The organism is Achromobacter sp. CSND-B12, assembly GCF_052906545.1.
Genome location: NZ_JBREGJ010000001.1, coordinates 439532 through 464626 on the forward strand (window position 1 = coordinate 439532; position 25095 = coordinate 464626).

21 protein-coding genes are annotated in these 25095 nt (G+C 69.1%); 10 read left to right on the forward strand and 11 right to left on the reverse strand.

The annotated features are described in order from the left end of the window. Nucleotides 1-25: 25 nt before the first annotated feature. Both ACUTAG_RS01950 and ACUTAG_RS01955 read right to left on the reverse strand, forming a co-directional pair. Entirely contained in the window at nt 26-988 is a 963-nt protein-coding gene (locus tag ACUTAG_RS01950) for a siderophore ABC transporter substrate-binding protein (protein WP_054514916.1), read from the reverse strand. Between the two features lie 65 nt (nt 989-1053). Then, nucleotides 1054-3075: a ligand-gated channel protein gene (locus tag ACUTAG_RS01955; RefSeq protein ID WP_054445145.1), complete on the reverse strand. Its 2022-nt coding sequence runs from the start codon at nt 3073-3075 to the stop codon at nt 1054-1056. Between the two features lie 224 nt (nt 3076-3299). On the opposite strand from ACUTAG_RS01955, the gene ACUTAG_RS01960 reads away from it, so the two are divergent. Beyond that, on the forward strand, nt 3300-3995 hold the full coding sequence (locus tag ACUTAG_RS01960) for a response regulator transcription factor (protein ID WP_020928301.1): 696 nt from the start codon (nt 3300-3302) through the stop codon (nt 3993-3995). Next, nucleotides 3995-5389: a sensor histidine kinase gene (locus tag ACUTAG_RS01965; RefSeq protein ID WP_148318037.1), complete on the forward strand. Its 1395-nt coding sequence runs from the start codon at nt 3995-3997 to the stop codon at nt 5387-5389. The genes ACUTAG_RS01960 and ACUTAG_RS01965 overlap by 1 nt, the downstream gene beginning before the upstream one ends. 52 nt (nt 5390-5441) lie before the next feature. On the opposite strand, the gene ACUTAG_RS01970 is transcribed toward ACUTAG_RS01965, so the two are convergent. The 3 genes from ACUTAG_RS01970 to ACUTAG_RS01980 form a co-directional block, all read right to left on the reverse strand. Next, on the reverse strand, nt 5442-6257 hold the full coding sequence (locus ACUTAG_RS01970) for a TatD family hydrolase (RefSeq protein WP_020928303.1): 816 nt from the start codon (nt 6255-6257) through the stop codon (nt 5442-5444). 64 nt (nt 6258-6321) lie between these two features. Beyond that, entirely contained in the window at nt 6322-7011 is a 690-nt protein-coding gene (locus ACUTAG_RS01975; RefSeq protein ID WP_006384955.1) for an ABC transporter ATP-binding protein, read from the reverse strand. Further along, entirely contained in the window at nt 7004-8236 is a 1233-nt protein-coding gene (locus ACUTAG_RS01980) for a lipoprotein-releasing ABC transporter permease subunit (RefSeq protein ID WP_240295075.1), read from the reverse strand. Before ACUTAG_RS01980 ends, ACUTAG_RS01975 begins: the two co-directional genes overlap by 8 nt. Nucleotides 8237-8414: 178 nt before the next feature. Between ACUTAG_RS01980 and ACUTAG_RS01985 the strand changes: the two genes are divergently transcribed. Further along, nucleotides 8415-9353: a hypothetical protein gene (locus ACUTAG_RS01985; RefSeq protein ID WP_054445147.1), complete on the forward strand. Its 939-nt coding sequence runs from the start codon at nt 8415-8417 to the stop codon at nt 9351-9353. Beyond that, a complete protein-coding gene (gene recJ / locus ACUTAG_RS01990; RefSeq protein WP_006386141.1) occupies nt 9335-11035 on the forward strand; it encodes a single-stranded-DNA-specific exonuclease RecJ in 1701 nt (566 codons plus the stop codon). Before ACUTAG_RS01985 ends, recJ begins: the two co-directional genes overlap by 19 nt. Before the next feature lie 414 nt (nt 11036-11449). Here the strand turns inward: recJ and ACUTAG_RS01995 are convergent, their stop codons facing one another. Beyond that, on the reverse strand, nt 11450-12760 hold the full coding sequence (locus ACUTAG_RS01995) for an MFS transporter (protein WP_006386142.1): 1311 nt from the start codon (nt 12758-12760) through the stop codon (nt 11450-11452). A gap of 264 nt (nt 12761-13024) precedes the next feature. On the opposite strand from ACUTAG_RS01995, the gene prfB reads away from it, so the two are divergent. The 4 genes from prfB to ACUTAG_RS02015 all read left to right on the forward strand — a co-directional run bounded on the left by prfB (nt 13025) and on the right by ACUTAG_RS02015 (nt 16800). Further along, nucleotides 13025-14129, forward strand: a protein-coding gene (gene prfB / locus ACUTAG_RS02000) for a peptide chain release factor 2 (RefSeq protein WP_102949866.1) whose coding sequence is annotated in 2 segments (ribosomal slippage) — nt 13025-13105 and nt 13107-14129 — 1104 coding nt in all. Because the reading frame shifts where the segments join, the coding sequence is not laid out codon by codon here. A gap of 42 nt (nt 14130-14171) precedes the next feature. After that, nucleotides 14172-14927, forward strand: coding sequence for an SDR family oxidoreductase (locus tag ACUTAG_RS02005; RefSeq protein WP_054443669.1), 756 nt, complete (start codon nt 14172-14174; stop codon nt 14925-14927). A 10-nt stretch (nt 14928-14937) separates the two neighbouring features. Continuing rightward, a complete protein-coding gene (gene lysS, locus ACUTAG_RS02010) occupies nt 14938-16461 on the forward strand; it encodes a lysine--tRNA ligase (protein ID WP_006386145.1) in 1524 nt (507 codons plus the stop codon). Between the two features lie 15 nt (nt 16462-16476). Then, nucleotides 16477-16800 carry a hypothetical protein gene (locus ACUTAG_RS02015; RefSeq protein WP_020928310.1) on the forward strand — a complete coding sequence of 108 codons (324 nt, stop codon included), beginning with the start codon at nt 16477-16479 and terminating at the stop codon, nt 16798-16800. A gap of 56 nt (nt 16801-16856) precedes the next feature. On the opposite strand, the gene pdxR is transcribed toward ACUTAG_RS02015, so the two are convergent. Then, nucleotides 16857-18365, reverse strand: coding sequence for a MocR-like pyridoxine biosynthesis transcription factor PdxR (gene pdxR / locus ACUTAG_RS02020; protein WP_054498723.1), 1509 nt, complete (start codon nt 18363-18365; stop codon nt 16857-16859). Between the two features lie 175 nt (nt 18366-18540). Between pdxR and ACUTAG_RS02025 the strand changes: the two genes are divergently transcribed. Then, the gene (locus tag ACUTAG_RS02025) at nt 18541-19794 is read left to right on the forward strand and encodes a benzoate/H(+) symporter BenE family transporter (protein ID WP_024069428.1); all 1254 of its coding nucleotides are present in this window, start codon (nt 18541-18543) and stop codon (nt 19792-19794) included. Further along, on the forward strand, nt 19791-20618 hold the full coding sequence (locus tag ACUTAG_RS02030; protein ID WP_006386149.1) for a YggS family pyridoxal phosphate-dependent enzyme: 828 nt from the start codon (nt 19791-19793) through the stop codon (nt 20616-20618). Before ACUTAG_RS02025 ends, ACUTAG_RS02030 begins: the two co-directional genes overlap by 4 nt. A 19-nt stretch (nt 20619-20637) precedes the next feature. Here the strand turns inward: ACUTAG_RS02030 and ACUTAG_RS02035 are convergent, their stop codons facing one another. From ACUTAG_RS02035 to ACUTAG_RS02050, 4 genes are read right to left on the reverse strand one after another with little or no spacing between them, the layout of a single operon-like run. After that, the gene (locus ACUTAG_RS02035) at nt 20638-21291 is read right to left on the reverse strand and encodes a TetR/AcrR family transcriptional regulator (RefSeq protein ID WP_006386150.1); all 654 of its coding nucleotides are present in this window, start codon (nt 21289-21291) and stop codon (nt 20638-20640) included. Further along, nucleotides 21288-22442, reverse strand: coding sequence for a thiolase family protein (locus tag ACUTAG_RS02040; RefSeq protein ID WP_038503902.1), 1155 nt, complete (start codon nt 22440-22442; stop codon nt 21288-21290). Before ACUTAG_RS02040 ends, ACUTAG_RS02035 begins: the two co-directional genes overlap by 4 nt. Then, the gene (locus ACUTAG_RS02045; RefSeq protein ID WP_054514911.1) at nt 22439-24292 is read right to left on the reverse strand and encodes an AMP-dependent synthetase/ligase; all 1854 of its coding nucleotides are present in this window, start codon (nt 24290-24292) and stop codon (nt 22439-22441) included. The genes ACUTAG_RS02040 and ACUTAG_RS02045 overlap by 4 nt, the downstream gene beginning before the upstream one ends. Further along, nucleotides 24289-25083, reverse strand: coding sequence for an ABC transporter ATP-binding protein (locus tag ACUTAG_RS02050; RefSeq protein WP_035182370.1), 795 nt, complete (start codon nt 25081-25083; stop codon nt 24289-24291). The genes ACUTAG_RS02045 and ACUTAG_RS02050 overlap by 4 nt, the downstream gene beginning before the upstream one ends. Nucleotides 25084-25095: the final 12 nt, after the last annotated feature.

Below are 25095 nucleotides of genomic sequence, written 5' to 3' on the forward strand. Positions count from 1 at the left end.
CGACTCCGTCATGCCCGCCTTGCGCTTACTTGACCGCGGGCTTGGCGGCAGACAGCGCGCGGGCGATATCGTCCACGTTCTGCTGCATGGCGCTCAGGCCGGCACTGCCCAGCAGGTACCAGTTGTAGCCGTTCAGGTAGACCACGCGCTGCTGCTGCCAGGCCTTGGTCGGACGGATCAGGTCGTTGTCCAGCATGCGCTGGGCCGAGGTGCCTTCGCGGCCGATGGCGGCGTCGCGATCGATCACGAACAGCCAGTCGGGATCGGTCTGGGCGATGAACTCGAACGAGATCGCCTGGCCGTGGTTCGACACGTTCAGGTCCTTGGCGGCCGGCGCAAAGCCGAAGGCGTCGTGGATCACGCCGAAACGCGAGCCGGGGCCGTAGGCGCTCATCTTGCCGCCGGTGGTCAGCACGATCAGCGCGTTGCCGGCCTTGGCCGCCTGGCCATGCAGCGCCGCGATCGAGGCGCGCAGGGCGTCGAGCTTTTCCTTGGCCACGGCCTGCTTGCCGTAGATGGCGGCCAGCGTTTCCGTGTTGCGCGTGACGCTGCCGACCAGGTCCTTGGCGTTGACCGTCAGGTCGACCGTGGGCGCCAGCTTGGCCAGCTCGTCGTACTTGGGCGCCGAGCGCCCGGCCACGAAGATGACCTGCGGCTGAGCCGCGTGGATCACTTCGTAGTTGGGCTCGAACATGCTGCCGACCTTCAGGTAGCGCTTGTCGGCATACTGCGCCAGCTGCGGCGGCAGCTTGGCGGCGCTGGGCACGCCGGTCACGTCGACACCCAGCGCATGCAGCGTGTCGAGCACCGCCAGGTCCAGCACCACGGTCTTGGCCGGGTTGGACGGCACGGCGGTCTCGCCGCGCGCATGCTTGACCGGCATGGTCTGGGCCACGCTCAAAGCGCTGGCCGCGCCCAGGGCCAGGGCCGCGGTGGCGCGCGCCAGCCAGCGGCCGGCGCGTCCTGCTTGTGCTTGATTCATCGTCATGCTTGCCTCTTCATGTAGCGGGAAGGCCGCCTGTCGGCGGCGGTTCCCTGGTGTTGCCTGCGGGCTCAGAACTTCACGCCCACGCCCAGCCAGTAGCGGCGGCCGTCTTCGACGTAGCCGTAGTCGTCGTAGCCGACCTGCTTGTCGAACAGGTTGTAGATGCCGGCGTAGACCGACACCTTCTTGTTCACGGCATACGAGCCGCCCAGGTCGACGAAGGTGTACGACGGCGCCACCAGCGAGGTCGAGGACGGGCCAGTGATCGGCTGGCTTTCCTTGCCGCGGTAATTCAGGCGCGCCCACGCTTCGAGCGCGTCGGAAGCCTGCCAGTTGACCGTGGTGGTGAACAGGTGCTTGGGCAGCTGGTTCAGCGGCTGGCCCTGGTACTGGCCGGACTTCTGTTCCGACTTGGTGAAGGTGTAGCTGCTGGTCAGCGACCAGTCACGGCCCAGCGGCAGCTTCAGGTTGGCCTCGACGCCGCGCGACACCGCCTTGTCCACGTTCATGTAGGTGGTGGGGTTGGAGCCGAACTGGTTGGGGCCATCGGTGCACTGCGACAGCGGGCACGCGACGCGGGTGATCTTGTCCTTGAAGTTGTTGTTGAACAGGGTCAGGCCGGCATTGAAGCCCTCGCCGTCGTCATACAGCAGGCCGAGTTCCTGGGTCACCGACTTCTCGGGCGTCAGGTCGGGGTTGCCGTACATGTTGCCGCCGCGGCTGACCTGGCCCCAGCCGGCCACGGTCTGGCGCAGGTCGGGCGCGCGGAACCCGGTGGACACGCCGCCCTTCAGGGTCCAGCGTTCGGCCATATGCCACACGCCATACAGGCGCGGGCTGAAATGGCTGCCGAAGTTCTCGTCCTGGTCCATGCGCAGGCCGCCGGTCAGCGCGAAGCTCTCGGCCAGGCGCCATTCGTCCTCGGCGAACAGCGCCCACTGGTAGCGTTCCACCTTGCTGGGGCCGCCGGCCAATTGGTTGCCGGTCTGATCGGTCAGGCGCTGCGTCAGGTAGGTGCCGCCCAGCGTCAGCATGTGCGAACCGAGCGGCAGCGTCCAGCTGGTCTGCAGGTCCAGGTTCTTGATCTTCATCTGGCGCGAGCGGTTGTCGAACTCTTCCTGCTGCACGTAGCTGTCGGACACGGCCCAACCCCAGCGGCCGGTATGCGACAACGCCCATTTGTTGCTGCGGTAATCGGTTTCCGACGAGGCCGGGCAGCCGTTGCGCGGGCACGCCACGCCGGGAGCCAGCGGCGCGACGGTCTTGCCCAGCGTGTTCTCGTACTTCTGGCGGCTGGAAGTGGCTTCCAGCACGATGTCGTGATCGCGGTTGGGCGTGAGCGCCAGCTTGGCCGTGATGTTGGTGGCATTGCGCTTGCGGTAGCCGTCGATGATCCTGTCTTCGTCGCGCTGGGTCGCCTGGCCGTAGATCTGCAGGCCCAGCAGGTCGTTCTTGATCGGGCCCGCCAGGTAGAAATTGCCCTGGTAGATGTCGCCGGACTTGCTGCTTTCCTGGATGGTGGTGTCCATGCGGATTTCACCGCCCCACTCGTTGGGCACCTTGCGGGTGATGATGTTGATCACCCCGCCCATGGCGTCGGAACCATACAGCGACGACATCGGCCCGCGCACCACCTCGATGCGCTCGATGGCCGAGATCGGCGGCGTCCAGCCGCCTTCGACGCCGCCGGAATCGGAGTTGGTGCGGGTTTCGCGCGAATTCTGGCGCTTGCCGTCGATCAGGATCAGCGTGTACTTCGGGCCCATGCCGCGCAGGCTGATGTCCTGGCGGTCGCCGCCGCCCGTGACCACCACGCCCGGCACTTCGACCAGCGCGTCGGTGACGTCGCGGTAGAACTTCTTTTCCAGATCCTGGCGCGTGATCACGCTGATCGAGGCCGGCGCGTCCTGGATCTGCTGCTCGTAGCCGCTGGCCGTGACCACCACGGTATCCAGCGTCTTGGGGTCGGCCGACGCGGCCGATTGCGCCCAGGCCGGATGACCGGTGGCAAGGCCGGTGGCGCACAGGGCGACAGCCAGGCGGGTACGCGGGCCGAATGCGCGGCGCGCGGCCAGATCGTTGCTGCTCATGATTTCAGACTCTCCCGTCCCGGACGGCGCCGCGCCCCACGCGCAGCCCGCTCCGCTTCAATTTTTAATGAAAACTATTCTCATATTAGAATTGAGCCCATCCGTGAGCTGCAACACGCTTTCCGCAACTTTTACTTTCTTCGCACTTCTTGACACTTCGGCCGCCGGCGACCCGCTATGCTGCCGTGGCAACAGAACCCAAGCGCATGTCCATACCCACCCCCATGGCAACGCGCCGCATCCTGTTGATCGACGACGACGTCGACCTGGCATTGATGCTGCGCGAGTACCTAGAGCCCACCCACATCGAACTGACGCTGGCGCACAACAGCGCCCAAGGTCTGCCGCTTGCAATGCAGGAATGCTTCGATCTGGTGCTGCTCGACCTGATGCTTCCCGACGGCAACGGCCTCGATCTGCTGCGCCATCTGCGCCGCCATTCGCGCCGTCCCGTCATCATGTTCACCGCCCACGGCGGCGAAACCGATCGCGTGCTGGGACTCGAACTGGGCGCCGACGACTACCTGACCAAGCCCTTCGGCCCGCGTGAGCTCAAGGCCCGCATCGGCGCGGTGCTGCGCCGCTTCGAGGAAAAGCCCGAACCCGCCCCGCCCGAACTGAGCGTGGGCGCGCTGTCGCTGGATGCCGCCAGCGGCCGCGCCCGCCTGGGCGCCCAGGAAGTCCTGCTGACCGGCGCCGAGCAACGCATCCTCGAAGTCCTGATGCGCACCCCGGGCCAGGTGGTGCCGCGCGAGCAGATCAGCCTGTATGCGCTGGGCCGCGCCGCCGACCGCTACGACCGCAGCATCGACACCCACATCAGCAGCCTGCGCAGGAAGCTGCAGCTGGACCAGGCCGGCGACGCCCCCGCCATCCGCAACCTGCGCGGACTGGGCTACGTGCTGGCCGGCGCGGCCTGATGCGCTGGCTGCCGGTCCGCTCCCTCTTCTGGCGCGCCTTCCTGACCTTCTGGGGCGCGATGGCCGTCATCATGGTCTGCGGCATGATGCTGACCGCGGCGGTCGCCTGGTACCGCGTCGATTCGCTCGACGGCCTGAACCCCGGCAACCTGACGCGCGATGCCGCCCAGATCGCGCGCCGCGAAGGCGCCGAGGGCCTGCGGCGCTGGGTCGGAGCCATGGACGCGCGCTATTCGGCGCTCAAGATCTACATCGTCGACACGCAGGACCGCGACATCCTCGAACGGCGCCTGCCGACCCGCCTGGACGATTGGCTGGCCGCCTTCCGCGCCTCGCCCGATCACGGCCTGATCGCCGCCATCGACGTGCCCGCCGACCCGGACGCGCTGCGCGTATCGTGGTGGGATCCACAGTTGCTGGTGTTGCCGGATCACAGCGAACTGCTGATGCTGTTCCTGCCGTTCGACTCCTCGCACTGGGAGGTGCTGGGCCTGACGCCGGTCACGCTGGGGCTGCTGCTGTTCGCACTGGCGGTCACGGCGCCCTTCTGCTGGGCCCTGACCCGCCACGTGGCCGCGCCGCTGGAGCAACTGCGAGGCGCGGCCCGCTCGCTGGCCGCCGGCCGGCTCGATACCCGCACGCCGGCGGCGCTGCCGCTGCGCAAGGACGAACTGGGCCTGCTGGCGCGCGACTTCGACGCCATGGCGGGCCGCCTGCAGGCGCTGGTCGATACGCGCGAGCAGCTGCTGCGCAACATCGCCCATGAATTGCGCTCGCCGCTGGCGCGGATGCGCCTGGGCGTCGAACTGGCGCGCCGCAAGGACGAACGCCAGGACCTGCAGCTGGACCGCATCGAGCGGGAATGCGAACGGCTGGATACGCTGGTGGGCAGCACCTTGCGGCTGGCGCGCATCGGCGCCCTGCCCCAGCCTACCGCGACCTTGGACCTGGCCGAGGTGGTCGACGAGGTGGTGCAGGACGCGCGCTTCGAGGCCGGCGAACGCCGCATTGCCATCGCCTGGCACCGCCCGGCGCCGCTGCGCATCGCGGCCGACCGCGACAGCCTGGCCAGCGCCATCGAAAACGTGCTGCGCAACGCCCTGCGCTTCGCCCCGGCGGGCGGCGCGATCCAGGCGCGCCTGCTGGTAGACGCCGGCGAGGCCTGCCTGGAAATCGAGGACAACGGCCCCGGCGTTCCGGAAAAGGAACTGGCGTATCTGTTCGAACCGTTCTACCAGGGCGCCCCGGCCGCCGGCGCGCCTGCCGGCGGCGCCGGCCTGGGCCTGAGCATTGCGCGCGCCGCCGTCGCGGCGCACAAGGGTCGGATCTCGGCGCGCAACGTCGCGCCGCATGGCCTGAGCGTACGCATCGAACTGCCGCGCGTGGCGGCCTGAGCTGTGTCCCGATGGCGGCGCCGCGCCGTCATCGGGCATCGGGCGCCCGGTCTCAGTCGTCCGCCAGGATCGCCGCCGACAGCCGCGGCAATACCCGCAAGGCATTGGCCGTGGTCGCCTGCGCCACCTGCGCCGGCGTGATCCCGCGCAGTTCGGCCAGCACCTGGGCAATGCGCGCCAGCTCGCCCGGCCGGTTGCGCCGCCGCGGCGGGTGCAGCCAGGCCGGCGGGATGTCCGGCGCGTCGGTCTCCAGCACCAGGTGGCGCAGGTCGACGTCGGTGGCGTGGCGGCGGATCTGCAGCGCCCGCTCGTAGGTCATGGCGCCGCCCAGCCCCAGCGCGAAGCCCTGTTCGACAAAGGCCTGGGCCTGCTGCGCGCTGCCGTTGAAGGCGTGCGCGATGCCGCCGATACGGTCGTGGCGCCGCAGGTACTTGAGCAGGATGTCCTGCGACTTGCGCACGTGCAGCAGCACCGGCAGCTTGAATTCCGCCGCCATGGCCAACTGGGCGGCGTAGAAACGCTCCTGGCGCGCGCGCGGCTCGCCCGAAGCGATTTCAGGCACGAAGAAATCCAGCCCGATCTCGCCGATGGCCACGAAGCGCGGATCGCCCAGCGCTTGCCGGATGGCCTCGCGCAAGGCGTCCAGGTCGGCGTCATCGGCGCGCTGCACGTAAAGGGGATGGATGCCCAGCGCATAGGCGCCGCCCGCGACCTGCGCGGCAAGGTCCCGCACGACGGCAAAATTGGCGCGTTCGATGGCGGGAATGACAATGGCCTGCACGCCGGAGTCGAGCGCGTGCGCGGCCACCTCGGGGCGGTCGGCATCGAACTCGGCGGCATCCAGGTGGCAATGGGTGTCGATCAGCATGGGCGCGGCCTCCTTGCCCCGGTTTCCTGCTCAATCATCGCGCCGCCCGGCCCGCGGGCAGGCCTCAGCCCGAGACCAGCCGGCCGTTTTCCATCAGCAGCTGGCGATCGGCGCGCGCCGCCAGCTCGGGATCGTGGGTGACGATCGCAAACGCCGTGCCCGACTCGCGGTTGACGCGGGTCAGCAGCTCGAACATGTTGTGGGCGGTGTGGCGGTCGAGGTTGCCGGTGGGCTCATCGGCCAGCACGCAGACCGGTCGCGTCACCAGCGCGCGCGCCAGCGCCACGCGCTGGCGCTCGCCGCCCGACAGCTGGCCGGGGAAGTGGCCTTCGCGCGCCGCCAGGCCTACCAGGCCCAGCACCTCGCGCGCCGCCGCGCGGGCCTTGTCGCGATTCTCGCGCCGCACGATCAGCGGCATGGCCACGTTGTCCAGCGCCGAGAATTCCGGCAACAGATGGTGGAACTGGTAGACGAAGCCCAGGCTGCGGTTGCGCACCTGGCTCTTCTTCGCTTCGGAAAGGCCGACGGCCAGTTGTCCATCGACCGCGACCGAGCCGCTGGTGGGCACGTCCAGCAGGCCCAGGATGTGCAGCAGGGTGCTCTTGCCGGAGCCGGACGCGCCGACAATGGCGACCATCTCGCCGCGCGCCACGCTCAGGCTGACGTTGCTCAGCACCTCGATGCGGGCCGGACCCTCGTCGTAGATCTTGACGAGATCGTCGGCCTGCAGTGCCGGGGACAGGGAATCAATCATGGCGCAGCACCTGTGCGGGTTGCAGGCGCGAGGCGCGCCAGCTGGGATACAAGGTCGCCAGCAGCGACAGCACCAGGGAGGTCACGCCGATGGTCACGATGTCGCCCACCTGCGGGTCGGACGGCAAGGCGCTGATGAAATAGATTTCGCGCGGCAGGAAGTGCACGCCCAGCAGGCGCTCGATGAACGGCACGATCACGTCGACGTTGTAGGCGATGAGGATGCCGCCGGCCACGCCCAGCAGCGTGCCGATGACACCGATCAGCGCGCCCTGCACCAGGAAGATGCGGGCCACTTCGCCCGGTCCGGCGCCCAACGTGCGCAGGATGGCGATGTCCGACTGCTTGTCCTTGACCGCCATCACCAGCGACGACAGCAGGTTGAACGCGGCCACCGCGACGATCAGCGCCAGGATCAGGAACATCATGCGCTTTTCGGTCTGCACGGCGGCGAACCAGGTGCGGTTGTTGCGCGACCAGTCGCTGGCCATGACGTACGGCGGCAGCACGTTGCGCAGCTCGGCCGCGACTTCGGGGGCCTTCTGCATGTCGGCGATGCGCAGGCGCACGCCGGCGGTGCCGCTGTCGCGGAACACCTTGGCGGCGTCTTCGTTGTCGACGAAGGCCAGCGAGGAATCATATTCGTAGTGGCCCGAAGAGAACACGCCCACCACGGTGAACTGGCGCATGCGCGGCGCGAAGCCCGCCGGGCTGATCGAGCCCTGCGGCGCCAGCATCAGCAGCGTATCGCCCACCTTCACACCCATGCCGTCGGCCAGCTCGTTGCCCAGCACCACGCCGAAGCCGCCCGGTTTCAGGTCGGCCAGCTTGCCCGCCACCATCTGCCGCGGCAGGTCGGAAACGTTGCCTTCGGTGGCCGGGTCGATGCCGCGCACCTGCACCCCGCGCAGCGCCTGGCCGCGCACCAGCATGCCTTGCGCGGCCACGAACGGCGCGCCGGCCTTGACCTCGGGATTGCGTTTGGCGGCATCGGCGAACTGCTGCCATTGTTCCAGCACGCGCTCGGGCGCGGCGCCGGGAATGTAGAGTTCGATGTGCGGCAGCACCGACAGCATGCGGTCACGGACCTCTTTCTGGAAGCCGTTCATGACCGACAGCACCACGATCAGGGCGGCGACGCCCAGCGCGATGCCGGCCATGGAACTGGCCGCGATGAAAGAGATGAAGCGATCGCGGCGGCCGCGTCGCTGGCGGATCCGGGCCAACCCGGCATAGCGGGCGCCGATCCAGAGTTCGTAGGGTATTTTCAGCACGAGCGCATTATGGCATTAACCGGCCGCAAAACCGTCCCCGGAATGCGGGAAGGCAAGACAAGCCGTGACAAGCTATGGCAGTCGGGGCCGGGCTTAGTTCCCATGCCGGCCTGCGTCTACAATCCTGCCCATGCTGATCGTCATCCCGGGCGCCTTGCCCGCCCTTCCCGTCGCCGCGGAACTGGCCAAACTGCTGCCCCAGCGCGCGCCCACCCTGCACCGCTGGCTGCAGGCCGGCAGCGCCCGGGTCCAGGCCCACGATATCCGCACCCAGGGCTGCACCGCGTTCGAAGCCTGGCAACTGCGCCGGGCGGGCTACACGCCCGAGGCCGGCCTGCTGCCGGGCGCCGGACTGGGTCCGCTGCTGGCCGCCGGACAGCCCGCAGACGGCCCTGTCTGGCTGGCCGAACTGGTCCACCTGGCCCTGGGCACCGACCAGGCCACCCTGCTCGATCCCGCCCTGATGGAACTGCGCGACGACGAAACCGCCGCGCTGCTGGACACCGCCCGCCCCCTGTTCGAAGACACCGGCTTCGCGGTCCAGGCGCTGTCGGCCTCCCGCTGGCGCCTGCGCCTGCCGGACGGCCTGCGGCCGCAGACCGCCAGCCCCCTGGCGGTGGCCGGCCAGCGCCTGAACGACTGGTGGCGCCAGGATGCCGAAACCCGGCCATGGCGCCGCCTGCTCAATGAGATCCAGATGTCGTGGCACGAGCACCCGGCCAACGAAGCCCGCGCCGGGCGCGGCCTGCCGCCGGTCAACGCCCTCTGGCTGTATGGCGGCGGCACGCCCTGGACCATGCGCCCGGCCGGCCCGGAACAGGTCATGACCGAGCTGGACGCTGCTCAGCGCGCCGGCGACTGGGCCGCCTGGCTCGACGCCCTGGCCGCGCTCGACCGGCGCCTGCAAGCGCTGGCCGGTCCCAAGGGCCTGCCGGACGCGCCCGCCGAACTGCTGCTGCTGGGCGACGATCGCAGCGCCACCCTCACCCTGAAACCGCGCGGGGGCCTGCTCGGCTTGCTGCCCGCGCCCAAGAAAAACTGGAGCGCCTGGTGGTCTCACCCCGCTTAACCGTCCGCCGCGCCGACCTCGCCGCCTGCCATGTCCTGGAAGCCTCGGGCATCCATCCCCTGCTGGCGCGCCTGTGGGCCGCGCGCGGCGTCGTCCATCCCGACCAGACCAGGCTGGCCTGGCCCTCGTTGCTGCCGCCGGCCGGCCTGACCCATTCGACCCACGCCGCCGGCGTGCTGGCCGACGCCATCCAGGCCGGCAAGAAGCTGCTGATCGTGGCCGACTATGACTGCGACGGCGCCACCGCCTGCGCGGTCGGCCTGCGCGCGCTGTCGGCCATGGGCGCCGACGTCGACTTCCTGGTGCCCAACCGCTTCGAGACCGGCTACGGCCTGTCGCCCGCCGTGGTCGAGCTGGCCTGCCGCCATCGCGCCGGCAAGCCCGACATCATCATCACCGTGGACAACGGCATCGCCAGCGTCGACGGCGTGGCCGCGGCCAACGCCGCCGGCATCGGCGTGGTCATCACCGACCACCACCTGCCCGGCGACACGCTGCCGGACGCCCTGGCCATCGTCAATCCGAACCAGCCGGGCTGCGGCTTCCCGTCCAAGAACCTGGCGGGCGTCGGCGTCATCTTCTACATGATGCTGGCGCTGCGCGCCGAGCTGCGCCGCCGCGGCGTCTACGCCCCCGATGGCGGGCCGCGCCTGGACGCGCTGTCCGACCTGGTGGCGCTGGGCACGGTGGCCGACGTGGTCAAGCTGGACGCCAACAACCGCCTGCTGGTGACCCAGGGGCTGCAACGCATGCGCAGCGGCCGCCTGCAACCCGGGCTGCGCGCCCTGTTCGCCGTGGCCGGGCGCGAGCCGCGCAGCGCCAACGGCTTCGACCTGGGCTTCGCGCTGGGCCCGCGCATCAACGCCGCCGGCCGGCTGGCCGACATGAGCCTGGGCATCGCCTGCCTGACCACCGACGACGAGGCCCAGGCGCTGGAAATGGCGCGAGAACTGGACAACATCAACCGCGAACGCCGCAGCATCGAGGCCGAGATGCGCGAACAGGCGCTGGCCGCCATGGAAGCGCCCGATGCCGCGCCCGGCGCCACGGTCTGCGTGTTCGACCCGGGCTGGCACCAGGGCGTGGTGGGCCTGGTGGCCTCGCGCCTGAAAGAGAAATTCTGGCGCCCCACCCTGGCCTTCGCCCCGGCCGGCGACGACGAAATCCGCGGCTCGGGCCGTTCGATTCCCGACGTGCACCTGCGCGACGTGCTCGACCTGGTGTCCAAGCGCCACCCCAACCTGATCCGCAAGTTCGGCGGCCACGCCATGGCGGCCGGCCTGACGCTGGGCCGCAATGACTTCCCGGCCTTCGCCCCCGCCTTCGACGCGGCCGTGCGCGAACTGACCGGTCGCGACAGCTTCGAGCCGGTCATCGAGACCGATGGCTCGCTGGAATCCGGCTACGCCAATGCCGAGGTTGCCGGCCTGTTGCAGCAACAGGTCTGGGGCGCGGGTTTCGCCGCGCCGCTGTTCCTGGACGAGTTCGTGGTGCGCAACCAGCGCCTGGTCGGCGAGAAGCACCTGAAACTGTCGCTCGAACGCGGCCAGCAGCGCTTCGACGCCATCTGGTTCGGCCACGACCAGTCGCTGCCCGAACGCATCCAGGCGGCCTACCGGCTGGAGCAGAATGTGTGGAACGGGATGGTGTCGGTGCAGCTGGTAATCGAACACGCCGCATGATGTTGCCCCCACGCCGCGCCCGCTGCGCGGGCTAGCTGCCCCCCGAGGGGGCGCTTTTGCCTTGGGGCGGCCCGGCGGCTAAAGGTTGCCCCCACGCCGCGCCCGCTGCGCGGGCTAGCTGCCCCCCGAGGGGGCGCTTTTGCCTTGGGGCGGCCCGGCGGCAAAAGGTTGCCCCCACGCCGCGCCCGCTGCGCGGGCTAGCTGCCCCCCGAGGGGGCGCTTTTGCCTTGGGGCGGCCCGGCGGCAAAAGGTTGCCCCCACGCCGCGCCCGCTGCGCGGGCTAGCTGCCCCCCGAGGGGGCGCTTTTGCCTTGGGGCGGCCCGGCGGCAAAAGGCCTTCTCGCCGATACCGAATAAAAACGGGCGCATCCGCGAGGATGCGCCCGTGTCGCTTGCCGGCCCCGGGCGCGCGCGGCTACTTGTTGACCAGCCTGGCCGGTTGCGCCAACGCCACCAGCGCGCCAATCACCAGGCACGCCGACAGCATGTACAGGCCGGTATTGGTGGTGCCGGTCATGTCCTTGAGCCAGCCCACCAGGTAGGGACTGACGAAGCCCGCCAGGTTGCCCACGGAGTTGATCAGCGCGATCCCGGCAGCCGCCGCCGTGCCGCCCAGCAGCGCGGTCGGCAGGCTCCAGAACAGCGGCAGCACCGTGCAGATGCCGATGTTGGCCACCGTCAGCGCCAGGATGGCCAGCACCGTGTTGCCGCTCCAGATCGCCGAGAACAGCAACCCCAGCGCGCCGCACAGGGCCGGGATGGCCACGTGCCAGCGGCGCTCGCGGTTGCGGTCGGAGTTGCGCGCGATCAGGATCATGCCGATCACCGCGAACAGGTTGGGCACCGCCGTCAGCAGGCCGATCGCCAGCGGGCTTTGCACGCCGGTGCTCTTGATCAGCGTCGGCATCCAGAACCCCACCCCGTACAGCCCCATCACGAACGAGAAGTAGATCAGCGCCATCGCCCACACGCGCGGATGCGCCAGCGCGGCGCGGATCGGCGGGTCTTCCTTGTGCTGCTCCTCGGCCGCGATATTGCGGATCAGCACCGCCTTTTCATTGGCGGTCAGCCACTTGGCCTTGTTGATGCGGTCATCCAGGTACATCAGCACCAACACGCCGATGATCACCGACGGGATGCCTTCGAGCAGGAACAGCCATTGCCAGCCCGACAGGCCGTGGTCGCCGTGGAAGGTATTCATGATCCAGCCGGAGATCGGGCCGCCGATCAGGCCGGACATCGGCACCGCGGTCATGAAGAAGGTGGTGATGCGCCCGCGCCGGGCGGCGGGATACCAGTAGGTCAGGTAAAGGATGATGCCCGGGAAGAACCCGGCCTCGGCCGCGCCCAGCAGGAAGCGCAGGAAATAGAACATGTGCACGCTGGTCACGAACATCATGCAGGCCGAGATGATGCCCCAGGTGATCATGATGCGCGCGATCCAGACCCGCGCGCCGACCTTGTGCAGGATGATGTTGCTGGGGATCTCGAACAGGAAATAGCCGATGAAGAATATCCCCGCGCCCAAGCCGTACACCGTCTCGCTGAACTGGAGTTCCTGCAGCATCTGCAGCTTGGCGAAGCCCACGTTGACGCGGTCCAGGTAGGCCACGACGTAGCAGACGACCAACAGCGGCACCAGCCGCCACCCCACTTTGCGATAGATCCGGTCCTCCTCAGCCGCCGGGATCGCCGGCGAGACCCCGGGGGCCATAGTGTGTTCCATCAATGTCTCCTCCTCTAACGGGACAGGCCGGCTCTGTCTGCCGGCGGCTTGCGCGGTCCCGCCGCCCCCGAGGGGACGCATGGACCGGCGCATCAAGCCTAGAACCCCGTAGTTGACAAAAAACTGAACAACTTGCCGCTGTGCGTGCAAACCCCTAGTGTGTTTTCGCTTCGATCCGTCCCTCCCATTCTGCGGCCGGGCTCACAGGGTGGCCCCAACCACGGTAAAATGTCCGGTTTCGCACAAAAGTCATCAGGAATCATCATGGAAGCCGAACGTCAGAACCAGCTCGCAGCCCGCCTCGCCGACTACGCGGAGCGCGAACAGGCTCTACGGAGGTATCTTTGACTACGATGCCAAAGCCGAACGCCTGCAAGTCGTAAACGCCGAGCTCGAAGACCCGGCGGTCTGGAACGACCCCAAGCACGCCCAGGACCTGGGCCGTGAAAAGAAAGCCCTCGAAGACGTGGTGGAAACGCTCACCGGCCTGGGCACGGGCCTGGCCGACTCCAACGAGCTGTTCGAGCTGGCCGCCGCCGACAACGACGACGCCACCCTCGAATCCATCGAGCTGGACGCCAACGGCTTCCAGGAAAAGCTGGAAAGCCTCGAATTCCGCCGCATGTTCTCCAACCCGGCCGATCCGCTGAACTGCTTCCTGGACATCCAGGCCGGCGCGGGCGGCACGGAAGCGCAGGACTGGGCCTCGATGCTGCTGCGCCAGTACCTCAAGTACGCCGAGCGCAAGGGCTTCAAGGCCGAAGTGCTGGAAGAATCCGAGGGCGAAGTCGCCGGCATCAAGTCCGCCACCATCAAGCTCGAGGGCGAATACGCCTTCGGCTACCTGCGCACGGAAACCGGCGTGCACCGCCTGGTGCGCAAGAGCCCGTTCGACTCCTCGGGCGGCCGCCACACCTCGTTCGCCAGCGTCTTCGTCTACCCCGAGGTCGACGATTCCTTCGAAGTCGAAGTGAACCCGGCCGACCTGCGCGTGGACACCTATCGCGCCTCGGGCGCGGGCGGCCAGCACATCAACAAGACCGACTCGGCGGTGCGCCTGACGCACATCCCGACCGGCATCGTGGTGCAGTGCCAGAACGACCGCTCGCAGCACCGCAACCGCGCCGAAGCGATGCAGATGCTCAAGTCCAAGCTGTACGAACTGGAAATGCGCAACCGCATGGCCGAGCAGCAAAAGCTGGAAGACTCCAAGACCGACGTGGGCTGGGGCCACCAGATCCGCTCGTACGTGCTGGACCAGAGCCGCATCAAGGACCTGCGCACCAACGTCGAAATCTCCAACACGCAGAAAGTGCTGGACGGCGACCTGGATCCCTTCATCCAGGCCAGCCTCAAGCAAGGCGTGTAAGTTCCGCGATACTTCCGTCCACCGTCCCCCGAGGGTCCACGCATGTCCGACACCATCGCAATTCTCACCGGCGCCTCGCGCGGCATCGGCGCCGCCATGGCGCGCGGCCTGGCCAAACCGGGCACCCGCCTGATCACCCTGGCGCGCCGCGAAGACCCCGAGCTGGCCGCCTACGCCCGCTCGCAGGACGCGCAGCTTGAACAGCTGTCCGTGGACCTGTCGGACCTGGCCGCGGCGGAAGCGGCCGCGCGCCGCATCTGCGACGCGCTGCCGCGCGACGCCGGCCGCTATCTGCTGATCAACAACGCCGGCACCGTGCATCCCGTGTCCGGCACCGACGCGCTGATCGACGGCCCGGCGATTGCCGCGGCCTTCAACCTGAACGTGACGGCAGTGATGCTGCTGACCGCGCGCTTCCTGGCCGCGGTCGCGGACCTCAAGGCCGACCGCCGCGTGCTCAACATCTCGTCCGGCGCCGGCCGCAATCCCAATGCCGGCTGGGGCGTGTACTGCGCCACCAAGGCCGCGCTCGACATGTACTCGCGCGTGGTCAAGCAGGAACAGGGCGAAGGCGGCGCGCGCGTCGTCTCGCTGGCCCCCGGCATTGTCGACACCGACATGCAGGCCGCCATCCGTTCCAGCGACCCCAAGAGCTTCCCGGCGCTGGCCAAGTTCCAGGACTTCCACGCCAGCGGCAAACTGTCCTCGCCCGCCAACGTGGCCTCCCGCATCCTCGCCTACCTGGATCGCGACGACTTCGGCACCACCGAAATCGACGACATCCGCAATTACGACTGATCCCCCGACCATGACCGACCACACGACCGCTCCGGCAACCGCCCAGGATGAAAACCGCTTGATCGCCGAACGGCGCGCCAAGCTGGCCAAACTGCGCGAGACCGGGGTCGCGTATCCCAACGATTTCGTCCCCGACGCCCGCGCCGCGGCCCTGCACGACAAGTACGACGACCAGGAGCAGGAAGCCCTGGCCGCCGCGCCCGTCACCGTCAAGGTCGCCGGCCGCATGATGCTCAAGCGCGTCATGGGCAAGGCCAGCTTCGCCACGCTGCAGGACAGCACCGGCCGCATCCAGATCTACCTGGACCGCGGCACGCTGGGCGAAGACAGCTACGCCGCGTTCAAGCAATGGGACATCGGCGACATCATCGCGGTCGAAGGGTCGGTCTTCAAGACCAACAAGGGCGAACTGTCGGTGCACGCCGCCACGGCGCGCCTGCTGTCCAAGTCGCTGCGCCCGCTGCCGGACAAGTTCCACGGCGTGGCCGACCAGGAACTGCGCTACCGCCAGCGCTACGTCGACCTCATCATGACCGACGCCACGCGCCGCACCTTCGAGGCGCGCAGCAAGGCCATGGGCAGCATCCGCCAGTTCATGCTGAACGCAGGCTTCCTCGAAGTCGAAACGCCCATGCTGCACCCGATTCCGGGCGGCGCGGCGGCCAAGCCCTTCGTCACGCACCACAACGCGCTGGACATGGAAATGTTCCTGCGCATCGCGCCCGAGCTCTATCTCAAGCGCCTCATCGTCGGCGGCTTCGAACGCGTGTTCGAAGTCAACCGCAACTTCCGCAATGAAGGCGTGAGCCCGCGCCACAACCCGGAATTCACGATGATGGAGTTCTACGCGGCCTTCGCGGACTACCGCTGGCTGATGGACTTCACCGAGGAACTGATCCGCCAGGCCGCCATCTCGGCCACCGGCAGCGCCGTGCTGACCTACCAGGAACGCGAGCTGGATCTGTCCAAGCCGTTCGACCGCCTGACCATCTGCGAAGCCATCCTCAAGTACGCCCCCGGCTACACCCAGGCGCAACTGGACGACGTCGCCTTCGTGCGCGCCGAACTCAAGAAGCTGGGCGCCGATGCCGATGGCCCGGTGCTGGCGCGCGCCGGCCTGGGCGCGCTGCAATTGGCGCTGTTCGAGGAAACGGCCGAAGCCAAGCTGTGGAACCCCACCTACATCATCGACTACCCGGTCGAGGTGTCGCCGCTGGCGCGTGCCTCCGATACCCGCGAGGGCATCACCGAGCGCTTCGAGCTGTTCATGACGGGCCGCGAGATCGCCAACGGCTTCTCCGAGCTGAACGATCCCGAAGATCAGGCCGAGCGTTTCCGCTCGCAGGTCGAGGCCAAGGACGCCGGCGACGAGGAAGCGATGTACTACGACGCCGACTACATCCGCGCGCTGGAATACGGCATGCCCCCGACGGGCGGCTGCGGCATCGGCATCGACCGTCTGGTGATGCTGCTGACCGACAGCCCCAGCATCCGCGACGTCATCCTCTTCCCGCACCTGCGCCGTGAAGACTAAGACGCGGTCGGCATCGTGATCCTCAAGATCCTGATGCTGGCGGCGGTGGTTGCCGCCCTGTTCTACATGGTGATGCAACCGCGTCGCGCCCGCGGCGGCTACCACGGCGCCGCGGCGCCCGTGCGCCGCGCGCCGCTGTTCATCGCCCTGTGCCTGGCCACCGCGCTGTCGATCACGGGCGCGCTGGTCACGGCGGTCCTGTGGATGGGCAGCGTCGCCGGCGGCGTGACCGGCGGCGGCTATCATGGCGAAGCCGATTTCCTCCTGACCATCGCCGGCGCCCTGCTGGCGATCGCGGTGGCCTGCGGCGTCGGCGCCTTCCTCAAGCGCAAGGCCTAGCGCCGACGGACCCCGTGGTCCCGCGCCTCTCTGGCGCCGGCGCGTCCCCCCGCCCCCTACTTCCCGCCCAGGGCCGCCGCCAGGCGCCGCATGGCAAGATCGATCTCGTGCGTGCTGAGCGAGGCATAGCCGAGCAGCCAGCCCTGCAACGCGGGCGTGCCGGCATACAGGCGTCCCAGTCCCGGCAGCGCCAGGCCGGCCGCCGCCGCCCGGCGGATCGTGTCCGCTTCGGACCAGCCCGGTTCCAGCAGGCACGGCACCTGCAATCCCCCCTCCGGCCGCAACGCCCGCGCCACGCCCGCCAGGTGCCGGCCGACCGCTTCCAGCATGGCTTCGCGCCGCGCCGCATACAGCTTGCGCATGGCGCGCACGTGGGCGTTGTAGTGGCCGTCGGCCATGAAACGCGCCAGCGTCAGCTGCAGGATCTGCGGCGTATGGCCATCGACAATGCTGCGCGCGCGGGTGAAAGACGACACCAGTTCTTCCGGCAAGGCCATGTAGCCCATCCGCAGGCCGGGGTACAGGGTCTTGCTGAACGTGCCCAGGTAGATCGTGCGGCCGTGCTTGTCCAGCCCCTGCACGCAGGCGGTGGGCAGGCCGTCGTAGTGGAATTCGCTGTCGTAGTCGTCCTCGATGATCCATCTGCCGCCCTCGGCCGCCCAGCGTGTCAGTTCGAGCCGGCGCTCCAGCGATAGCGTGGCGCCGGTCGGATACTGGTGCGAAGGCGTCACGTAGACGCACGCGGCGCCGCTGCGGTCGGCGCGCAGCAGGTCGGTGCGGATGCCCTGCGCATCGACGTCGACCGGCACCACGCGGGCCTCGGCGAACTCGAAGGCCTTGCGCGCGCCGAAATAGCCGGGATTCTCCAGCAGGATCGGCTTGCCGGCATCCACCAGCAACTGCGCGCACAGGAACAGGGCCTGGCGCGTGCTGCTCAGCACCACGATCTGCTCGGCGCGCACCTTGGCGCCGCGTTCCAGGTTCAGGTAGGTGGCGATCGCGCGGCGCAGGGGCTCGGCGCCTTGCGGGTCGCCATGCAGCAACACGTGGCCGCGGTGGTCCCGCAGTACCTGCCGCTGCAAGCGCTCCCAGACCGCGAGCGGAAAGCTGCGGGTCTCGGGCAGCCCCGTGGCGAAGGCCTGGACCGATTGCTGGTCGGCCACGCCGCCGCTGTCGAAGATCGCCCGGCCACGCCGGCTCAGGCCGGCCGCCGGCGCGATCGATTGCGCCGACGCCGGCCGGCGCTCCCGCGATAGCGCGCGACGCCGCGCCGAACCGCGCAGTTCGGTGCCGATGGTTTCCGATACATAGCTGCCCGAGCCCTTGCGCCGCGCGATGAACCCATCGCGCTGCAACTGCACGTAGGCGTTTTCGACCGTGTCGCGCGCCACGCCGAGCGACTGCGCCAGCGCGCGGGTGGCGGGCAGCTTCACGCCGGGATCCAGGTCGCCGTCCAGCACCAGCGCGCGCAACGCGCGCTGGATCCGCTGGTGCAGGTCGAGCGGCGCCAGGTCCGCGTCGCCCATGCGGATCTTCAGTGTCTCAAGCGTGAAAGTCTTGCTCATGCGGTCTGCCCAAGGGCGATGAAAGCGTCAATGACGACCGACCATTCTAGTCGCCGGCGAGCGCGCCGGGAGCAATAAAGTGGTCCGGCCAGACCAGTCAAAGTGTACGGTCCAGACAGTCCAATACGGCGTTACAAAGTGGCTTGCCCCTCAACCCTTCCAACCTGTCTCGCCCATGTCTTCCCCCAGCGCTTCCCCTCTGCTTGCGCGCGATCTCCTCCATCCCGTCGTCGCCGGCCTGATCTCGGTCATCGTCAACTATGGCGGCACCTTCATTCTGGTGTTCCAGGCCGCCAAGGTCGCCGGCCTCAGTCCAGCGCTGACCGCCTCCTGGGTCTGGTCGGTGTCCATCGGCGTCGGCGTCACCGGCATCCTGCTGAGCTGGGCCGCGCGCGAACCCATTATCACCGCGTGGTCCACGCCCGCCGCGGCCTTCCTGGTCACGGCGCTCGCCACCACGCCCTACGCCGAAGCCATCGGCGCCTACCTGATCTCGGCCGCCGCGTTCGTCGCGCTCGGGCTGTCCGGCTGCTTCGACAAGGCCATCCGCCTGATCCCGCCCGGCGTGGCCGCCGGCCTGTTGGCCGGCATCCTGCTGCCGTTCGGCATCGGCGCGTTTGGCGGCATGTCGCTGGACCCGTTGCTGACGGGCTGGCTGATCCTGGCCTACGTCGCCCTCAAGCGCTATACCGCGCGCTACGCCGTGGTCGGCATCCTGGTGTCGGGGCTGGCCCTGCTGTTGTTGCAGGACCGGGTCGACCTGTCGGGTCTGCGGCTGGAATTCGCCACGCCGGTCTTCACCGCGCCCGCATTCTCGCTCAATGGCCTGCTGAGCGTGGCGCTGCCGCTGTTCCTGATCACGCTGACCGGGCAGTACATGCCGGGCATGCTGGTGCTGCGCAACGACGGCTTCAAGACCAGCGCCAACCCCATCGTCACCCTCACCGGCCTGGGCTCGCTGCTGATGGCGCCGTTCGGCTCGCATGCCTTCAACGTGGCCGCGATCACCGCCGCCATCTGCACCGGCCGCGAAGCCCATGACGATCCGTCCAAGCGCTGGATCGCCGGCATCGCCGCGGGCCTGTTCTACATCCTGGTCGGCGTGTTCGGCGTGACGCTGGCCGCCCTGTTCATGGCCCTGCCCGCCACCTTCATCACCACCCTGGCGGGCCTGGCGCTGCTGGGCACCATCGGCGGCAGCCTGGCCGGCGCCCTGGCCGATCCAAAAACACGCGAGGCCTCGCTGATCACCTTCCTGGCGGCCGCGGCCAACATCAAGCTGTTCGGCATCGGCGGCGCCTTCTGGGGCCTGGTGATCGGCCTGCTCGCCCATGCCGCGCTCAATGGCCGCCTGCCGCGACGCCTGCGCCCGCCCCGCTACACTGATCTGCCGCGCCCCCAAGCCACCGGCAAGGAAATGGTGAAATGATGACGCTCCCGACCGATCCCGCCCAGGCCGCGCCTGGCGGCGCCGACACGCAGACCCGCCACGACCAGCACGGCCGCTATCCGCAGGCGCTGAGCGTCGAGGACTTCCGCCACAACCTGGCCGTCATCCACGCGCGCATGGACGCCGCCTGCCGGCGCGTCGGCCGGGACCCGGCCGGCGTGCGGCTGCTGCCGGTCAGCAAGACCATGGACGAATCGCGCATCCGGCTGGCCCATGCCGCGGGCTGCCGCCTGCTGGGCGAAAACAAGATCCAGGAAGCCCACCGCAAATGGCAGAACACCGCGGACCTGCCCGACCTGCGCTGGTCGGTGATCGGCCACCTGCAGACCAACAAGGCCAAGCTGATGGCGCAGTTCGCCAGCGAATTCCAGGCGCTGGACAGCCTGCGCCTGGCCGAAGCGCTGGATCGCCGCCTGCAGGCCGAAGGCCGCGCGCTGGATGTCTACGTGCAGGTCAACACCTCCGGCGAGCCCAGCAAATACGGCCTGGCGCCCGACGATGTCGCCGCCTTCATCCAGGCGCTGCCGGCGTTTTCCTCATTGCGGGTGCGCGGCTTCATGACGCTGGCATTGTTCTCCAGCGAGGCCGAGCGGGTGCGTCAGTGCTTCGTGCTGCTGCGCGGCCTGCGCGACCGCCTGCGCCAGGATGCCCCGGCGGGCATCAGCCTGGATGAACTGTCGATGGGCATGTCCGGCGACTTCGAGATCGCCATCGAGGAAGGCGCCACCGTCGTGCGCGTCGGCCAGGCCATCTTTGGCGCCCGCGCGCTGCCGGACAGCCACTACTGGCCGGGCGCGGCGTAGCCTGCGCAACGGGACGGCCCTAGGCCACCGGCCAGCGCCCCGCTCCCTCCGGCAGCGCCGGCAGGCTGGCCCGCAACATCTCATCGATGAACGCCGCCGGCCGCAACCGGCCTTCCGGCTTGTACCACTGCACCGTCAGGTTCATCGCCCCCAGCACGCAGCGCTTGATCACGCGCGCATCGCCCCGCAGCACGCCGGCGGCCACCGCCGCCGCCACCGCGTCCTGCCACATGGCCTCGTAGCGGTCGCTCAGCGCCTTGACGCTGGCTTGGCTCGACGCGGACAGGCTGCGCCATTCGTAGACCAGCGCGTTCATCGCATCGCCGCCGGCGCCATGCAGCATGCTCCACATGTGCACGCGGAACAGCGCCGCCAGCCGGTCGGCCGGCGTCCGGTAACGATCCAGCGCCTGGCGACCTTCGTCCAGCACCTCCTGGATACCGTTGTTCATCACCGCCACCAGGATTTCCTCCTTGCTGCGGAAATGATGGAACAGGCTGCCCGACTGCAGGCCCACGGCGCGCGCCAGTTCGCGCACGGTGGTGCGTTCGTAGCCGTGCTTGCGAAACAGCCGGGCCGCCGTCAGGATCACTTCGGCGCGGCGCAGCGATTCCGCGCCGTCCTCGTGGCCCTGCGGGGCCGCCTGCGCCGCGGCCTTGCCGGATCGGTTCATAGCCGTTCGACGATGGTCGCCGTCGCCATGCCGTGCCCGATGCACATAACCTGCAGGCCGAACTGGCCGCCGCTGGCGCGCAGCCCCGCCAGCATCTTGGCCATCAGCGCCGCGCCCGTGGCGCCCAGCGGATGGCCGTGGGCAATGGCGCCGCCCCATGGGTTGACCTTGGCCGGATCCGCATCCAGCGTCTTCAACCAGGCCAGCACCACGCTGGCAAAGGCCTCGTTGATCTCGATCCAGTCGATGTCCCGCAGGCGCAGGCCGGCCCGCTCCAGGGCGCGCTCGGTGGCGGCGATCACGCCGGTCAGCTGCAACACCGGATCCGAGCCGATCGCCACCCGCGCGCGAAAGCGCGCCTGCGGCCGCAGCCCATCCGCCAGCGCGGCCTGGCGGTCGGCCAGCAACACCGCCGCCGCGCCATCGGCCAGCTGGCTCGACTGCGCCGCCGTCACGTTGCCCTGCCCCGGCGGGCGCAGGGCAGGCGCCAGCGCGGCCATCTTGGCGGGGTCGGCATGCTCGCGGATGCCCTCGTCGCGCGCCGGCGTCCCGGCCGGGCCCGGCAGCAATTCGCTGTGGCGGCCGGCGCTGGCCGCCGCCCAGGCGCGCGCATGGCTCTGCATCGACCAGGCATCCAGTTCCGCGCGCCCCAGCTGCCACTGCTCGGCGATGCGTTCGGCGCTCTCGATCTGGTGGATCAGCGGATAGCGCTGCAACAGTCCGGGATTGAGCGACTCGAAGCCGCGGAACTCGCGCTGGCCCAAGGTCACGTCCAGGAACATCGGCACGCGGCTCATGCTCTCGACGCCGCCGGCGACCACGTAGCGCATATCGCCGGCGGCAATGGCCTGGGCCGCCGCATGCACCGCCTGCTGGCTCGAACCGCACATGCGGTTCAGGGCCACGCCCGGCACCGTCTCCGGCAGGCCGGCCAGCAGGGCCGACAGCCGGCCGATGTTGGCGCCCTGCTCGCCCGCCTGGCTGACGCAACCGGCGATCACATCGTCCACCTGGCCGCCCGGCAGACCGGCGCGCGCCAGCAGGCCCTGGATCACCTCGGCCAGCAGGTCATCGGGCCGCTTGTCGGCCCACCAGCCGCCGCGCCGCCCGAACGGCGTGCGCACCGCCTCCACGATCACCGCTTCGTTCATGCTGGCGCCTCCTCGGCGTAGAGCCGTTCTATCTCGTCCGCGTAGCTGCGGTAAATGCTGGCGCGGCGCACCTTCATGGTCGCGGTCACCTCGCCATCGTCATGGTCCAGCTCTTTGGTCAGCAGATGGAAGCGCTTGATCTGCGCCACCGGCGCCAGGCCCGCGTTGGCGCGCGCCACCTCGCCGGCCACCAATTCGCGCACCTCGGCGCACTCGGCCAACGAGCGGAAATGGGTGAAGGCGATGCGGCGCGATTCGGCCCACTTGCCCACGGTCTCGAACTCCAGCTGGATCAGCGCCGCCACATAGCGCCGGCCGTCCGCCACGATCACGCATTCCTTCACATAGGGGCTGCTCTTGACCGCGTTCTCGATCTCCGACGGCGTCAGGTTCTTGCCGCCGGCGGTGATCATGATGTCCTTCAAGCGGTCCACGATGCGCAACTGGCCCTCGCGAACCTCGGCCACGTCGCCGGTATGCAGCCAGCCGTCGCGCACGGTCTGGGCGGTGGCGGTTTCGTTCTTGTAATAGCCGGCGAACACCATCTCGCCGCGCACCTGCAATTCGCCCTGCTCGCCCAGGCGCCAATCCACGCCCAGGATAGGCTCGCCCACCGTGCCCGCCTGCACGCGGTCCGGATGCTGGCCGAAGATCATGCCGGTCGACTCGGTCAGGCCGTATACCTCCACCAGCGGCACGCCGAGATTGCGGAAGTAGCGCACCACCTCGGGCGCGATCGGCGCCGCCCCGGTCATCGCCACCCGTACCCGCCGCAGGCCGATGAAATTCTGCAAGGCGCGCAACACCAGCCAGTACCACAGCGCATAGGTCATCCGCTCGCGCATGCCGCGCTGGCGCGCCGACTTGTGCGCGAACGGCGCGCACGCGGCCAACGCGCGCCGGTACAGCCATTGCTGCAATCGCCCCGTTTCCTGCATCTTGATCGAGATGGACGCGTGCAGCTTTTCCCAGATGCGCGGCACGCCCAGGAACACGGTCGGCGCCACTTCGCGCAAATCCTCCTGCACCGTGCGGATCGACTCGCCGAAATTGACCTGCGCCCCCAGGTAGATCGGCACGAAGGTCGACAGCATCTGCTCGGCCACGTGGCACAGCGGCAGGTACGACAGATGCACGCTGCGCGCCTCCATGCCCAGCCGCTCGGCAATGCCGGGCGCCACGCCGCGCATGTTGCGGTAGCTGAGCATCGCGCCCTTGGGCTTGCCGGTCGAACCCGAGGTGTAGATCATCAGGCCCAGGTCGTCCAGCCCCTGCGTGTCCAGCACCTCGTTCAACGCCTGCAACCCTTCCGCCTCCTGCCGCTGGCCGTCGGCCTCCAGCTCGGCGAAGGCGACGATGCGGGCGCGTTCGGCCGGCGCGTAGGAACGCAGGCCCTTGGTCTCCATCACCACGATGCGCCGCAACAGCGGCAGCCGGTGCGCCACCTGCAGCACCTTGTCGGTCTGCTCCTGGTCCTCGCACACCACCAATTCGACGTCGGCATGCTCCAGCACATAGCCCATTTCCTCGGCCGGGCTGGTGGCGTATACCCCTACCGCCACGCCCCCGACGGCGCCCGCGCCCAGCTGCGTCAACAGCCATTCCAGCCGGTTCTCGGCAACGATGGCCACGCGCCCGCCGCGCGACAGGCCGGCCGCCCGCAAGCCCAGCCCGACACGGCAGGCGCGGCGCCAGTACTCCGCCCAAGACATCGGCCGCCAGATACCGAAATCCTTCTGCCGCACCGCGACGGCGTCCGGCTGCCGGCGCGCCTGCTCGCGCAGCATCTGCGGCAGCGTCAGCGCCGGCCAGGCCCCAGGCGCGCGGGCGAATTCGAGCGGCCCGTTCATGACAGCCAGCGCTTGCGGCGCTTGTAGTGCTTGATGTCGCGAAAGCCGCGCGCCTCGCCCGATCCGCCCATGCCCAGGTAGAACTCGCGCACGTCGGGGTCGGCCGCCAGCTTTTCGGCCGTGCCGTCGATCACCACCTTGCCGGTCTCCATGATGTAGCCGTAATGCGCCACCGCCAGCGCCACCGAGGCGTTCTGCTCGACCAACAGCATCGACACGCCCTGCTCGCGGTTGATGCGCGCGATGATGGAAAAAATGGTTTCCACCAGCATCGGCGACAGCCCCAGCGACGGCTCGTCCAGCAGCATCAGCTTGGGCTGCGCGATCAGCGCCCGCCCGATCGCCAGCATCTGCTGCTCACCGCCGGAAAGATAGCCCGCCAGGCCGCGGCGGCGTTCGTACAGCCGCGGAAAATATCCGTACACTAGGTCGAAATCGGCCTTGGCGCCGGACCTGCCGCTGAGCGCGTAGGTCGCGGCCACCAGGTTCTCCTCGACCGACAGGTCCTCGAACACGCGCCGTCCTTCCATCACATGCGCCAGCCCGGCGCGCACCAGGTTCTGCGGCCGCGCCCCCGCGGTGTCGCCGCCGTCGAACAGGATGCGCCCGCGCGCCAGCTCGCCATCCTCCAGGTCGAGCAGGCGCGACACCGCCTTCAACGTCGTCGACTTGCCGGCGCCGTTGCTGCCCAGCAGGGCCACGATGGCGCCGGCCGGCACCGACAGCGACAGGCCGCGCAGCACCTGCACCGCCTTGTTGTAGACCACCTCGATGTTGTTGATGTCCAGCACCGTGGCCGGCGA

Bases quoted from the DNA above. Each gene is read 5' to 3' on its own strand.
- ACUTAG_RS02045 (WP_054514911.1), bottom strand. From the start codon at position 24,292: ATGAACGGGCCGCTCGAATTCGCCCGCGCGCCTGGGGCCTGGCCGGCG.
- pdxR (WP_054498723.1), bottom strand. From the start codon at position 18,365: ATGAGCAAGACTTTCACGCTTGAGACACTGAAGATCCGCATGGGCGAC.
- ACUTAG_RS02035 (WP_006386150.1), bottom strand. From the start codon at position 21,291: ATGAACCGATCCGGCAAGGCCGCGGCGCAGGCGGCCCCGCAGGGCCAC.
- ACUTAG_RS02040 (WP_038503902.1), bottom strand. From the start codon at position 22,442: ATGAACGAAGCGGTGATCGTGGAGGCGGTGCGCACGCCGTTCGGGCGG.
- lysS (WP_006386145.1), top strand. From the start codon at position 14,938: ATGACCGACCACACGACCGCTCCGGCAACCGCCCAGGATGAAAACCGC.
- ACUTAG_RS02030 (WP_006386149.1), top strand. From the start codon at position 19,791: ATGATGACGCTCCCGACCGATCCCGCCCAGGCCGCGCCTGGCGGCGCC.
- ACUTAG_RS01965 (WP_148318037.1), top strand. From the start codon at position 3,995: ATGCGCTGGCTGCCGGTCCGCTCCCTCTTCTGGCGCGCCTTCCTGACC.
- ACUTAG_RS01970 (WP_020928303.1), bottom strand. From the start codon at position 6,257: ATGCTGATCGACACCCATTGCCACCTGGATGCCGCCGAGTTCGATGCC.
- ACUTAG_RS01960 (WP_020928301.1), top strand. From the start codon at position 3,300: ATGGCAACGCGCCGCATCCTGTTGATCGACGACGACGTCGACCTGGCA.
- ACUTAG_RS01995 (WP_006386142.1), bottom strand. From the start codon at position 12,760: ATGGAACACACTATGGCCCCCGGGGTCTCGCCGGCGATCCCGGCGGCT.
- ACUTAG_RS01985 (WP_054445147.1), top strand. From the start codon at position 8,415: ATGCTGATCGTCATCCCGGGCGCCTTGCCCGCCCTTCCCGTCGCCGCG.
- ACUTAG_RS01955 (WP_054445145.1), bottom strand. From the start codon at position 3,075: ATGAGCAGCAACGATCTGGCCGCGCGCCGCGCATTCGGCCCGCGTACC.
- ACUTAG_RS02005 (WP_054443669.1), top strand. From the start codon at position 14,172: ATGTCCGACACCATCGCAATTCTCACCGGCGCCTCGCGCGGCATCGGC.
- ACUTAG_RS02025 (WP_024069428.1), top strand. From the start codon at position 18,541: ATGTCTTCCCCCAGCGCTTCCCCTCTGCTTGCGCGCGATCTCCTCCAT.
- ACUTAG_RS01975 (WP_006384955.1), bottom strand. From the start codon at position 7,011: ATGATTGATTCCCTGTCCCCGGCACTGCAGGCCGACGATCTCGTCAAG.
- ACUTAG_RS01950 (WP_054514916.1), bottom strand. From the start codon at position 988: ATGACGATGAATCAAGCACAAGCAGGACGCGCCGGCCGCTGGCTGGCG.